The following is a 12,594-nucleotide window of genomic DNA, read 5'->3' as shown; positions in this document are numbered from 1 at the left end:
AATAGCTGTTTATCCATAACATCTCTCCGGCCTCAGGGATGAGGCTTATTGCTGATCTTCGGCATAAATCCCGGCTGAGATAATCGCGCCGCCAATTTCCCTTTGCCCATAAAGCAGGGGGACGGGATTGCCAGATGCTGTTGTGTTAACGGGCCCACCAAACGCATAAGAGGGTTTGTTATCAGGATCCTGCCGCATTCGCAGACCTGATACCTGAGGGGAGAGCATTTGCACCACGCCACCAACTGCCATAGAACCAGCTGCAGCATATAGCGCCATTTGTGTACCTGCAGCCCATCCTATTGGGTTCCACCAGGTGAAAGCCACAATTGCGGCGGCTGTAATAATTTGAAAGAGTCCCGCCCTTTTACTACCGCGTATGACAGGGATAATGCGAAGTTCATCGCCAGGCCCAAGAAGCTCATACTCTTCCTTTCCTATGTTTATTTGGTTTCGGAAGATGACAAAGTCCAGCCCTTTCGCTCTGGTCTCGCGCAGGTAAGCATCAAATCCGTCAATTGTGTTTGAAAGCGCCCTGAAAACTTCACTGGCGGACGTTAGCGCCCGGCGATGTGTCCTGCCAAATCGCTGGGCCATTGAGCCGCTGAGTTTGATAACGGTTTTTCTTTCCATTACATCAAATCCTTATAACGCAGAATTTTGATGGTACGGTCACGGTAATAGCCGCCGTAGGGAATACGCTGGCTTAGCTGGCCATACATGTGATGAAGTAGCATGCTGCCTTCCAGCAAAATCCCGGCATGGTTCGGGACGGTGGACTGAACCTGCATGATAACCATGTCACCGGGCTGAGCGGGACCGTCGTACTCACGGAAACCGCATTCCTGCCAGTTATCCATATAGAGGTTTTCACCCTGCTCCCACCAGTGGCGATCTACGCTGTAGTTGGGCAGTTCAATGCCGTGTTCGATGCGGAAATAGTCCATGATGAGAGACCAGCAGTCTGCATACCCGAGTACAAACTGGCGTCCTGTGAGGGGGCGGTCTCCGCGAGGCATGACGGTGCGAATGTCGCCCTCCGGCCACGATGCAATAATCCAGGGCAGTTCCGTGGCATCACACATCAGCATGTCGAGCTCGCTCGGCTGGGTTGTTGCCCCGTCGCCGGGGTGGCTGTGGACGATCGCCACCACAGTGCCCTGCTCTTCGGCGACCGCGTAATCCTCAGGATTAAGTTCGAATTGCTCAGTCGGCGACTCAGCCTGATTTTTGCAGGGGATGAACTTCTCCACCCGCCCCTTCTGGATAACTACGCCACAGCACTCTTCAGGGAAGGATGCGGCGGCATGCGCCAGAATGGCGCTAACTGTTTTCTCGCGCATTATTATCCTCTCAGAAGCGAAGCGCCGGGGAACCCGCCATAATCCAGCTGTTCATTCTCTCCGAAACGAGGTTTACAGCCCGTTGACAGCAGTCCGGAGCAAACATCCTTCGAAGGATCGTCTACCTGGTTCCCGTCTTTGTCGAACCAGCCGTTTTGCCCGGCGTAGGTGCAGCCATTTCCGGTTTTGTACCAGCCCCTCATGCACCATGTGCACATTGGCTGAATTTGCCGGGTCGGAATGAGTTGCCCGCGCAGATCGGCTGGGCTGGAAAGCTCAAACTCTACGGTTTCATCATCTGAGCCTGATTTACGGTCGATGTAATAAACCTGTTTGCGCTCCTCGTTGGGATTCGCAGTCGGATTCCCGCCAGGAAAATTTCTTGCATCCAGGTAGTGGACGAAGGTGTCATGGATGATCACCTTTGCTTTAGCCATCCCCTGAAACCTTCGGCACATCGCGCCAATCGTGCCGCTGATGTTTGCAACGGTGAGAGACGGTCGTGAACTCTGTCCGTCACTGCTGACAGATATGCCGGTCAGTTCATACGGCCACGCGCCATACTCCTGCCCCTGCCACCACACTGATTTCAGCTCAAGTTTTGACTCGTCGCCGCCTGCGGCGATGATTTCCGCCTCGGTGTGCGGGATTGTCTCGTTGTGAAAGCGAAGAATACCCGCACCGAAAGCTGATCCGTCCACCTCGATCAGGCGGACGCGCTTACCCGGCTCCAGTTTCTGGACATCAGATGAAATACTCATGGATGGTATGCCTGTATGAATGTGCTGCTGAGGGTGTATTTTTTGTTGCCGTGGGTAGATATCTGGAAGGATTCCGCGCGCCATAAGCCTGAGGGCTCAAGCGGCGGCTTCCAGATAAATGACTTCCACCCGGCATGACTGTTGAGAAAGTTTTTTATGGCATGAATGTAAGCCTCGTCGCCGGTAAAGCTCACGCTCCATTGAGGTGTTACCGGGTTGATACCGTCCCCTGCCACCTGCGTATAGCCATCGCCAAACTGTGCCTTTCGGGTACGAAAATTTGTATCAACCTGAGAGGCAACCTTTGGGCACCAGCTGAAGGTTTCTACTGTCATGGTTAAACTCCCTTGATTAATCGCCACAGAGGCGAGCCCGGCATACTGGCCTGTTCGTTAATGACGCCAGTGATGGCATCCTTAAGCTGCCTGCCTGCTGCTCCAGCAGTACCCTGACTGGCCGCCTGTGGATTTCCGCCCTGGATATTGATATCGCCGAAGTTAACTGAAGGTACACCGCCAGAGACCTGAGGGGTGCCAACTGCCCTAACGCCCAGCGAACCATCAGCGGCGCGCGTGAGCGGCATAATAGCTTCCGGACCCGCCTCGCCGAAAACGCCCGCCCCTTTGGCAAAAGCAAACAGCTGAGGCGTCTGAAAAACGCCATTGCTGTAAGCGCTAAGGGACGGAGAGTCGTAAACATTGCCCTTCGCATTAAAGGTAAAGTTCGCGCCAGCATTCTGAATAGCGGTACCGCTGCTGGCGGTAGCGGCTGATGAGGCGCCAAAACTGAACAGCGACCCAATTGAGCTGACGCCGTTAGCAACAGCCATGTTCACCAGAACGTTCTGGATAATCTTCAGTACGCTGACGCCCCAGTCCTTCCAGCTGTCAACGTTGCCATTGAGCATGTCGGTGATCGTGGTGACGGCGCCACCCATAGCCTGCTTCATGCCGTCAGCGGCCATGGAAGAATAATCAGTAGCTTCGTCCACCCAGTTCGCATAACCCTCAGACAGTCCCGTCATCCAGTCGTCACGCTGCGCATCAGAAGCTGCGTAATATCCCTCCTGGTCGCGCAGGCGCTCATCGAGATAGCGCTTATTAAGTGCCAGTCCCTGCTGATAGAACGTCTCGTCGATTTCACCAGCCTGACGCTGGCGGAGAAGATCGGTATTCTTTTGCTCGAGCTCCTTACGCAGATTGAACTGCTCCTGAAGTCTTTCACGGAACCTGGAGCCCTGCCCGTAGCCCAGCAGTTGCGCTTCATTGGCTGCGCGGGCGCTGGCGTTACTGTCAGCAAGGTTGGCTTCGTAATTTCGCAGTTGCTCACGTAATTTAACCTGGTCAATCAGCGCAGCATTCTGCAATACCGTCTTTTTCTGGGCTTCTGTCAGAGAAGCAAGTTCGCCCTGGCTGACCTGGTATTTAACCTTCGCCAGTTCAGTATTCTGGCCTTGCAGAGCAATCTGCTCTTTTTGCTGCTTGATAAGGCGCTTATACACATCCTCGGTTTTCTCGCCTTCGGTTTTACCACCCTTCGCCTTAGGTTTGTTGGACTCATTATTCCGCCATTCAGCAAGACCGTTATTAATCAACTCCTGACGGCCTGTCTGGAATTGCGGATCACTGGTTAACCCCAGGTCATCGGCTGCATAACTCAGACGCAGGCGCTCTTTGGCCTCACCCTTCAGGCGTGACAACTCCAGATCCCGGCGGCTCTTTTCGAGGGCATCAGTTTGTTTTTTGTCGAGGTCGGCCTGGGGAAGTCTGAGCGGGACGTTAGCCAGCCCCTGACGAGCCATAAGGAGCTGATTACCCAGCCCCAACAGGCGGTTAAATTCAGTATGCTGACCATTCATCATGATCATCGACTGATATACCGCATTCTGTCGCCAGGCTTGTTCGCGAATTAAATCATTACGACGCCGTTCAATTTCTTCGAGAGCCTGCTGTATGCCGCGAGATTTATCTCGCATGTCATTTAATTTTCCCTCTTCAACAGCAAGCTGATCCGTAACAATAGCTATCGCTCTCAGTATATTTGCATCGTTCTCGCTGGTAATGCCCGGTTTTCCACGCGATGCATTCAAATCATCGATCTGGGTCTTCAGCTCACCAACCTTTTTGGCTTGCTCATCAATCAGACGATTTTGCTCTACCAGAGCACCAACAGTCCTCCCCCTATTATCGTCTGTTTCAGACAAAGACATGCGGGAGGTTTTTTCTCGTATCTCGTCAATTTGACTGGCATATTCCTGAGCAGAACGCCGAGCCTGCTCCTGATTCTGATACATCGCATACCAGGCTCCTGCACCCAACATAACCAAACCAGGAACTCCACCGATGAGACCAAGTGCACCACTCATGAGCCGAGTGCCGACGGATGTCACGCTATTGAGATTGCTTTGAGCCGAAACACGGTTTGCAAGGTTCCGGTTTAAGGCAGCCTGAGCTGAAGCCAAACGCCTTTCAGCGACAGCCTGAGCGTCGGCATTTTTAGCTGCTACCAGCCCTGCCTGTGCACGCTCAAGTGCAGTTCTGGCCCTGACTTTTTCCGTAGCGGTGCCACTTGCAAGAGCGGTAGTCAGTCTGGCTTGAGCTGCTGTAACTTTTGCTTCAGCTGCTGCGACTTTTTCTTGCTGAGCTGCCTGAACATCTGCACTTCTTGAACTCTGTACTGCTTGCTGAGCACGGTAAACTTCAGCCCTTGAAGCTGCAACAGCAGACTGAGCCGCTTTATCTTGCGCAACAGCAAGTGCAACCTCTGACTTAGCCGCAGAAATTAGCGCGCCGGTAGCGCTCGTGGCGCTAGTTACCACTCCACTGAGATATCTTGCCAGCCCAACACCAACAAGCGCCCCAGCCACTGTTGTTATTGTGGACATATTGTCAGCAACGTCATTCAAGGCACCGCTAACAGCTGAAGAAGTGAACGCATCCAGAGTTTGGGCTAAACTATCCAGCCCGCCAGACAAACCTGCCGTTGCGCCGGTAGCCTGATCAATGCCGCCAACCCATTGCATGAATGAGTTAGTAACCTTCTGCAAGGAACCAGAAACCGTTTGTGGTAAGCTTTTGAACTCATCTTGCAAATTATCTAACTGGCCTACCAGAGCTGGAACAACCTTATCAATCGTAAGCTGCCCCTGATCGGCCATGCTCTTGAGGTCTTTGCGGGCCACGCCCATTCCGGCGGCAAGTGCGCGGATAACGCGGTCACCGGATTCGTTAACAGCGTTAAACTCCTCGCCACGAAGAACGCCCTGTGCCAGCGCCTGGCTGAATTGAGTGATAACAGAACTCGCTTCCTGGGTGTTAGCCCCCGAAAGTTTGAGGCCGGTAGAAACAGCTTCGGTAATTTTCAGGACTTCATCGGAGCTATACCCGTATTCACGCATTGAAGCCGCAGCGCGGGAAAAAAGGTTTGCATTATCTGCGAACGCCGTCCCAGTTCTTTGACTTATCTCCATCAACTGACGCTGAGAAGCTGCAAAATCGTCAGCAGAAGATGATGCCTGCTTGAGTCGCGCGTTTACGGAGTTCCACTCGTCAGCGATCTGAACAATTTTCCCGGTAGCAAACGCTGCGCTAGCAGCCGCGGCGGCTTTCCCTGCTGATGCAAATCCCTTAGTAAGATCAGAAAGTGCCCTCTCGCTTTCGCGGGCAGCGGCTGCTGATTGCCTCCCTCCATTTTGCATGGTTCGGTAATAATCTGCACCCATTCGTGAGGCGCGAGCAATCTCACTCTGGAAAGATTGAGAGTTCGCGGAGATTTTAATTATTAGTTCGCGTAGAGCCGCCATCTCTTGTACCTTAATAATGAAAATAGAATAGCCACTTGGACTAACAAATCAGAGGCTTGGCTTTTTTTTGCACATGGAGACATATATGTTGAGCTTGAACTTTGAAGTTCCCGGCAACCCGGATGACTACTACGAAGTTAGGGAAAAGGAAGACGGAACGCTTTCCTATAAGCCTAACCGATTAAAAATTAGAGGGTTAGCAAAAACTCAGTGTGATTATTTTGATTATATATCCTCTTTAGGTGAGAATATTCACATAGCCACACTTGAGAGCAATGATGTCATCAACGAATTTTTTGAAAATGAGCCGGAAGAGGCTCAAATTTCTATTTACAATACTCTTTCCGAAGAATTTAACGCTATTACTGATACCATTTTAGATAAAACTTCAGAATTGAATGCGCAGGCACAGCAGACAGAAAATGTAGCAGAGAACATAGGTAAAGTTATAGGGGCTATAATCCTTATAGGCTTTATAGTTTTTATATTATCGCAAATAAACTAAGTTACGGGCGGTTTACCGCCCTAATTTGATGCAGCAATTAAAGCCGCCTCAAACCCTGCAAACGGGTCCTTCGGTGCTGATTGCTCATCACCACCCCAGCGCAGGATCGCATCGTCCAGCGGTACTTTTGCCCCCTGCGAGCCGTAGATGGCAGAGACGAGCTGGGCTGCCTGAATGTCGCCACGGATATCGCCAACCGGACTTTGCCTGTCGTACTCAATCCACATCAGAAGCTCGCTTGCCGTCATATTCTGTCGAAGCTCTGAGAGCGTGCGCCCCATACGGAGCGCAAGCGACATCAGAAACTTTACGCCGGGGGTTGAGACTTTTCCCGCGCTTCGTCCGCGTTATTGATCAGGTCAAGCGCCTGTTTGAGAAGGCGTGAATGGACGGGGCCGTAGATTTCACGCACCTGCTCTTCTTCGTCTACGCTGAATACCGGTTGCTTATCGGTGTCGCACAGGACGTCAATGAAGAGCACCACGTCAGCGCAAAGATTACGGTGTGCCTTTTCCGATACCGACACATTTTCATCATCAGTACCCGCTTTCACCACCTCCTGCCAGCGCAGCCAGGCTTCACCTGACGGCTCACGCAGAACCACTTTGACGCCCTCCCACTCATGAACGGCGACCGTCTTATGACGAAATCCCGACATCTTAGCCAGGGCGAGATTTTTAATATTCTTCATGAGACCTCTCAGGATCCAGATTCGATGTTTTCAGGCTTACCTTTCAGGCGCAGGGAGAACGTTGCCGCCACTACGCCGTTGGTACCGGAAGACCAGGTGTGCTGGCGGATTTCAGCCAGGAACTTAAAGCCCTTGCCGGACGGGAAGATAACCTGGAACGCGTAGGTCGTATCGTTGTCATACGCTTCACGCAAGGCGTCCTGCGCCGGATTCTTGTAGAAGTTACCGGATAGAGAGATTTCTGACGGAGAAGGCAGGCCGTTGATGTTCTCCTGCTCGGTAGAGCAAAGCGTTGTTACGTCGATATCCTGCTTCTGACCACCGGTGAATTGAATTTCCTTGATGGTGCAACTCAGATCGAGCAAGGTTGCGGAGTCCATCGTTTCCTTGGTGGCTGGCAAGGAGGAAATAAGGATCTTCGTCAGTTGCGATTTTTCATAAAGTGCAGACATAGCTGTCTCCTGGAAAAAGAAAACCCGCCATTAAGCGGGTTCATTGGGTGAATGATTTATCAAGGTGTAACTTTAAAATCCAGGGTGGCACGGTATAGCCGATAATATGGCTCGTACCCGGGGATTTTTACCACCTCTGTAGGGTTTAACTGCTTAAGCGATGCGAGCGCCAAATTTCTCAGGGATCGTGATTCAGTGATCGTTGTGGCATACACATCGACCTGAACGGAAACCCTGCTCTCTGCCTGGCCACACAGTACGTCAGCGGAAACATCATCGACGATGGAAAAGATAATCCAGGGTGGAGAGACAGACGGTTTCCCGTCACTACCTAATGGCGCAACATAGGGATATACCCGTCCTTCTGCCAGGGGAGAAAGCAAAGCGTAGATATCATCTTCATTCACTTGCTCAACACCTCATCAATAGCCTGATTCATCCTAGCAATGGCGACGCTGGCGGCCTCTTCCTCGCGCGTATCGTAAGCGGGTCGCACAAAAGGATGCGCAGGCATGTTCGCAGTGCCAAGCTCCACAAAGCGCCAGTAAAAGGCGTTTCTCGGGTTACTCGCCTTCATTGTGTTGTCGCTATTACCGGTTCGCATGTTGCGGCCACGGATGTGAATACCGGAAGAAATTTCCCCGCGGCGGCGGCTTTTTTGGGTCACCACCACCACGTTTTTTTTCAGTTTGCCGGTTCGTTCAGGTGCCCTTTCTATCACCTCATCTTTCAGAACCTCAGCACCAGCTCGAGTGGCATCACGCAGAACTTTGTTGTTTTCGGCACGGCTCAGTAATTCCAGATCGCGGGATATCTCTTCAAGGCCAGAAAAATCCAGAGTGATATCAATCATTTTTCCGCTCCATTTTTACAGAGTATTTCCAGCCTGGTGGCTTTACTGTCGGGTATGGGGGGGCTGATGATATTCAGTACCGCGCCTTTAAATGGCCCTGTGAGCACCTTTAATCTTGACGCAGCAGTCACATCACGCCGGAAACGGACCCACACCCGGATCGTTGCCTGCGCCGTTTCCGCCCCCGATTGCAACTGCTCCCTGCCACTGATACCCAGCACTTCCGCCCATATGGTCTTTCCCTCCTGCCACTCTTCAACCGGCTGGCCTGTCGTATCGCGAAAAGAAGAAAAGTTCAGGATAGTGATACGATGGCGTAATCGACCTGCCTGCATAATCCCTCCTACGTTCCCGGTCTTTTGCGGTGCTGTTTGAGAATCGCCTCAACACCGAATGGAATAGTATTGACGCTGTCGTGACTTACTGGCTCTCTGTTCTCATACCAGTGCGATACAAGCAACATCAGGGCCAGCTTGACATCGTCATCAATTACCAGTCCATCCGGGTCATCTTCCGGAACAGCGTCATCATAAAGATGGCGATTAACAATTTTTTCGGCATGTTTCAGAGAGGCATTAAGGTACAGTTCCAGCATTACATCTTCGGCATCGTCATCACTGTCGATGTGGCATTGGTAGCGAAGCTCTTGTATGGATGGCTTCATTTGGTTTTCCCGCGTTTTGTTACCGCTGGCTCTGGATCTGACTCTGCAGCGACATGAACATCGCCACCACCAAATTTAATAATGCGAAGTTCGGCAGCAATTTCCTCAGCGCGAGCAGGTAGCTCACCGTCCGAATACACCCCAGCGGGAATGGATTCGACAATACAACCATCTGGGGACCACTTAAGTTCACGCAGTAATTCAGGCATAAATCACCTCGAAAATCGGGGCCGAAGCCCCACAGAATTAAGCGCCAGTGCCGATCTGCAGCAGTTTAATGGCCTGAGAATCCACCAGCATTCCCCCGGTGCGTTTGGTGGTATAGAAACCAACGAATGGTTTTTTGGTGTAGGGGTCACGAAGAATGCGGGTGCCGATGCGGTCAACAATGGTGTAACCACGCTTGAAATTGCCAAAGGCAATTGCTTTAGCATCAGCCGCGATATCCGGCATCTGTTCGTTCTCTGCCACACCGTACCCGGCCAGAGAGGAAGGCTGACCCAGTTCCAGACCAGGACGCCACAGGTAGTTGCCTTCTGAATCTTTCAGGATTCGGATAGCAAACAGACTGTTGTTGTTCATCATGAACTTAGCGCCATTACGATGCACTTTACGCAGCGTGTAGACCAGTTTGATGATCGCATCAGCCGTTACGCCTGCCGCAGCGCCAGAGAGAATGTGCTGGAGAGTACCAAATGCACGAGTCTTGTCCGGATCAAGCGTGGAAGCGTATGCCAGAAAACCTTTCGGCTTCTTCGTCCCGTTACCGCTGGTAAAGGCGATTTCTTCCTGCTCTGCAAACTCAATTACCAGTTCGCTGTTGATCCAGTCTTCGACATTGAAAAAGGCATCATCCAGCATGGTTTGAGTCGCCTGCGGGTTACCGTAAATTTCTCCCATGAACGGTTCAATCTGACCGAGTTTAGACGCATCGGTTTCCGGGCGGGCATCAGTTTCACCAACCCAGCCGGAAGCCGTACCGCCGAGATTAACCAGTTTTTTATAGTTAGCGCCGCCGACTGTGATGGTTGTCGCCTCCTGGCGCATCACCACTTCATCTTTCAGAAGATTAAGGATCGTGCGATCCAACTCTTCCGGCACGGCGTAGCCACCATCTTCATCCACACCGACCTGCAGAGCTTTGCGTTCAAGTTCGCGCAGCCCGTCATCTTTACCCTTACGCATAAAGCCAATGAAAGCGGTTTTATGTTCGCTTGCGGCTTTGCTCTGAGGACCACCGGCTGGACGTTTAACCTGCTTCAGTTCCTCTTCCAGCGCAGATTTAAGCTCATCCAGTTCAGACAACTTGCCGTTTAAGGTTTCAACCTCCCCCGCCAGCTTGCCCTTTTCCTGTTCAACTGCTTCCAGGCGCTTATCGTTCTTTTCTTTGAACGCATCAAACTTCGCCTGCAGTTCCTGCGCGACCTGCTCTACGTCTTTAACGTCAACTGACATAATTAACTCCTGATTAAAATTTGATGTTTTTCAGTGCATCCAGTGCGGTACTCACTTCATCAACATCACGCTGTGAAAGTGAGCTATAACCCCCGGCCATGAATGCTTTAGCCTGGGTGCGTGAGAGCCCAACATCGCGCAGGACTCGTTCAATACTTTTTTGAGAAGGGATTTCTCCGCGGGAAAATGCGCTTTTGACATCACTTACACGCGCTTCATCGTTCGACGGAAACGTGACGAGACTGACTTCCCACAGGTCGATCTCTTTGAGAAGGAACACGCCCTTAACACGGTCATATTCCCAGTCTTTCTGCATGTAACCAATAGAAAGGCCGGTTAAAGAACCGGCCTTCATGTGGGCGTGTGCGCGTTTCGAAAGAGGATCGTCATCAATGAGTAACCGGCCTTTAACATAAAGGCCAACCTCATCCTCTTTCATCTCAGTGTAAATACCGATGGGTTCATCCATACGGTGCTGCCAGAGTAATGCAGGGAGAGCATTCTTTTCTTTCCATGCCTGAAGGGAGGCCGAAAAAGCGCCTGGCACGACAACATCATCGTAGCTGTCCTTTACGCCAAAAACAGAGCCATAGCCTTCAAACTCCCCGCTGTCGCTGACAGACTTTAGCTGTAGCGGAATGTCCAGCCGCTGTTTAGTCATCGGCATTATGTTGTTCCTCTGTTGTTTTGTTCTTGCTGCTGTCTGACGGCTTCGTCGTCATGTTCATTGGCGTAAGGTAAATATCTCCGCCTGCGCGTGGGTTAAGTTCTTCAAGTTCCCGGCAGTCATTTGGTGAGTAAATACCCCAGTTAATGCCTGTTGAATACGCCTCAAATCGCGACTTCATATCCCCGCGCAGCAATGCGCCGGCATTGAATTTTGCGTAGTACACACCCTGCTTTGATACCTTCACCAGCCCAATGTTGATTCGCTGCTCAATGCGGGTCATATACGGAACGAGTGAATAATTGATAAACCCCATGCCGAGGTTTTCAATATTGTTAAACGTAGAGCGGTCAGTGTTCTGCACCATGTGCATCGGCACCCGGAACAGGCGGCATATTTCCTCCAGCTGAAATTTTCTGGTCTCAAGGAACTGACTGTCTTCCGCATTGAGCGCCATCGACTTCCAGTCCAGTCCCATTTCGAGAATCATTGGTCGGTGCGCGTTGCTCAGCCCGAGGTGACGATCCTCAAAATCCTTTTTCAGCCTTGCGTAAGCAGCATCAGTGAGCGTTTGTTCAGTACGGAGTACGCCGGAGGTAACCGCGCCATTTGAGAACAACCGCGCCCCATGTTCCTCTGTTGCCATTCCCAGAGATATTGCTTCTCTTGCATAGGCTATGGGGTTCAGCCCCACCAGCCCGTCAAAGGTAAGCGTTCTGACATGCCAGATATCATCCTGCCCAAGCACATCTGTTGAGCCATCGGGGAATGTTACCTGGTAAACCGGCTGCCACTGGCTGTTAAGCTTTGGTTCAACACACCCAGGGTCAATGGGAAGAAGCTCCACCACCTCGCCAAGCGCTTTAACTTTGTAGGCGTAAAAATTACCGCGAAGACAAAGACAGACAATGACCAGTTCCCAGAACTCCTGGGGGGTCATGTAATCATTTGGCTTCATCGTCAGTAATTTATGCAGCCTTTCAGAAGTCGCTTTTTGTTTACTGTTTCCGGTTATCTTGTACAGGTTACAGGGCAGCATGCCCATCGACTCAGCAAGAACCCTGATACAACCGAAAACTGCTGTAAGCCGCATGGCTTTCTGGCTGCTTACCCTTTTCCCTGTATAGGTGTCGTAAGTCATTCCCACTGCTTCAGCGAGTTCTGCCGGAGTAGTGACAGGGGTGTCACTTTTTTTGAACATTCCGGGGAAAAACATCAGTCAGCCCCTCCTCGCAATGTTTTCCGGGACAGCGAAAGCGTGCGGGAAACCAGCCATGACCAGATAAGGCAAAGCATACCCGCACTGATTAAGCCTCCTGGCGGATAAATCATCCATACACCAAACGAAAGCAAAATAGCGCCCATCACCCCGATCAGTGGGGCGAGAATCATCAGGATCAT

At 51.5% G+C, this 12,594-nt stretch carries 17 protein-coding genes and 1 pseudogene; 1 reads left to right on the top strand and 17 read right to left on the bottom strand.

The window, feature by feature from the left end; all coding sequences use genetic code 11:
• Window positions 1–45: 45 nt before the first annotated feature.
• From HV302_RS10760 to HV302_RS10740, 5 genes are read right to left on the bottom strand one after another with little or no spacing between them, the layout of a single operon-like run.
• On the bottom strand, window positions 46–633 hold the full coding sequence (locus HV302_RS10760; protein WP_062779625.1) for a tail assembly protein: 588 nt from the start codon (window positions 631–633) through the stop codon (window positions 46–48).
• The gene (locus tag HV302_RS10755) at window positions 633–1,343 is read right to left on the bottom strand and encodes a C40 family peptidase (protein WP_062779623.1); all 711 of its coding nucleotides are present in this window, start codon (window positions 1,341–1,343) and stop codon (window positions 633–635) included. The genes HV302_RS10760 and HV302_RS10755 overlap by 1 nt, the downstream gene beginning before the upstream one ends.
• A gap of 2 nt (window positions 1,344–1,345) precedes the next feature.
• The gene (locus HV302_RS10750; protein ID WP_062779621.1) at window positions 1,346–2,104 is read right to left on the bottom strand and encodes a phage minor tail protein L; all 759 of its coding nucleotides are present in this window, start codon (window positions 2,102–2,104) and stop codon (window positions 1,346–1,348) included.
• Entirely contained in the window at window positions 2,101–2,439 is a 339-nt protein-coding gene (locus HV302_RS10745; RefSeq protein WP_181627324.1) for a phage tail protein, read from the bottom strand. The genes HV302_RS10750 and HV302_RS10745 overlap by 4 nt, the downstream gene beginning before the upstream one ends.
• 2 nt (window positions 2,440–2,441) lie before the next feature.
• Complete coding sequence (locus HV302_RS10740; RefSeq protein ID WP_181627323.1) at window positions 2,442–5,906, bottom strand: phage tail tape measure protein; 3,465 nt, start codon at window positions 5,904–5,906, stop codon at window positions 2,442–2,444.
• A gap of 85 nt (window positions 5,907–5,991) precedes the next feature.
• Here HV302_RS10740 and HV302_RS10735 point away from each other — a divergent pair, with 85 nt between their 5' ends.
• Entirely contained in the window at window positions 5,992–6,411 is a 420-nt protein-coding gene (locus HV302_RS10735; protein WP_060570048.1) for a hypothetical protein, read from the top strand.
• A 20-nt stretch (window positions 6,412–6,431) separates the two neighbouring features.
• Here the strand turns inward: HV302_RS10735 and HV302_RS10730 are convergent, their stop codons facing one another.
• The 12 genes and pseudogenes from HV302_RS10730 to HV302_RS10675 all read right to left on the bottom strand — a co-directional run bounded on the left by HV302_RS10730 (window position 6,432) and on the right by HV302_RS10675 (window position 12,594).
• Window positions 6,432–6,710, bottom strand: a complete 279-nt coding sequence (locus HV302_RS10730; RefSeq protein WP_181627322.1) for a phage tail assembly protein T — start codon at window positions 6,708–6,710, stop codon at window positions 6,432–6,434.
• Between the two features lie 8 nt (window positions 6,711–6,718).
• A complete protein-coding gene (locus tag HV302_RS10725) occupies window positions 6,719–7,102 on the bottom strand; it encodes a phage tail assembly chaperone (protein ID WP_181627321.1) in 384 nt (127 codons plus the stop codon).
• A gap of 32 nt (window positions 7,103–7,134) precedes the next feature.
• Window positions 7,135–7,554: pseudogene (locus HV302_RS10720) on the bottom strand (phage tail tube protein); the annotation flags it as partial.
• 59 nt (window positions 7,555–7,613) lie between these two features.
• Window positions 7,614–7,961, bottom strand: coding sequence for a tail completion protein gp17 (gp17, locus tag HV302_RS10715; protein WP_181627319.1), 348 nt, complete (start codon window positions 7,959–7,961; stop codon window positions 7,614–7,616).
• Window positions 7,958–8,407 (bottom strand): HK97-gp10 family putative phage morphogenesis protein, encoded by a 450-nt coding sequence (locus HV302_RS10710; RefSeq protein ID WP_181627318.1) that lies wholly within the window; start codon window positions 8,405–8,407, stop codon window positions 7,958–7,960. The genes gp17 and HV302_RS10710 overlap by 4 nt, the downstream gene beginning before the upstream one ends.
• Window positions 8,404–8,742, bottom strand: coding sequence for a phage head closure protein (locus tag HV302_RS10705; protein ID WP_181627317.1), 339 nt, complete (start codon window positions 8,740–8,742; stop codon window positions 8,404–8,406). The genes HV302_RS10710 and HV302_RS10705 overlap by 4 nt, the downstream gene beginning before the upstream one ends.
• A gap of 8 nt (window positions 8,743–8,750) precedes the next feature.
• The gene (locus tag HV302_RS10700) at window positions 8,751–9,071 is read right to left on the bottom strand and encodes a head-tail connector protein (RefSeq protein ID WP_094158645.1); all 321 of its coding nucleotides are present in this window, start codon (window positions 9,069–9,071) and stop codon (window positions 8,751–8,753) included.
• Window positions 9,068–9,280 (bottom strand): hypothetical protein, encoded by a 213-nt coding sequence (locus HV302_RS10695; RefSeq protein WP_136397987.1) that lies wholly within the window; start codon window positions 9,278–9,280, stop codon window positions 9,068–9,070. Before HV302_RS10695 ends, HV302_RS10700 begins: the two co-directional genes overlap by 4 nt.
• A gap of 37 nt (window positions 9,281–9,317) precedes the next feature.
• A complete protein-coding gene (locus HV302_RS10690; RefSeq protein ID WP_181627316.1) occupies window positions 9,318–10,526 on the bottom strand; it encodes a phage major capsid protein in 1,209 nt (402 codons plus the stop codon).
• 13 nt (window positions 10,527–10,539) lie between these two features.
• The gene (locus tag HV302_RS10685; RefSeq protein WP_181626125.1) at window positions 10,540–11,193 is read right to left on the bottom strand and encodes an HK97 family phage prohead protease; all 654 of its coding nucleotides are present in this window, start codon (window positions 11,191–11,193) and stop codon (window positions 10,540–10,542) included.
• A complete protein-coding gene (locus tag HV302_RS10680) occupies window positions 11,180–12,409 on the bottom strand; it encodes a phage portal protein (protein WP_181627315.1) in 1,230 nt (409 codons plus the stop codon). The genes HV302_RS10685 and HV302_RS10680 overlap by 14 nt, the downstream gene beginning before the upstream one ends.
• Complete coding sequence (locus HV302_RS10675) at window positions 12,409–12,594, bottom strand: hypothetical protein (RefSeq protein WP_181627314.1); 186 nt, start codon at window positions 12,592–12,594, stop codon at window positions 12,409–12,411. Before HV302_RS10675 ends, HV302_RS10680 begins: the two co-directional genes overlap by 1 nt.

This window comes from Citrobacter sp. RHBSTW-00859, from assembly GCF_013729795.1.
GTDB classification, from domain to species: domain Bacteria; phylum Pseudomonadota; class Gammaproteobacteria; order Enterobacterales; family Enterobacteriaceae; genus Citrobacter; species Citrobacter braakii.
The sequence above is the reverse complement of the archived record's forward strand: the minus strand, read 5'-3'. Positions and strand labels throughout refer to the sequence as shown.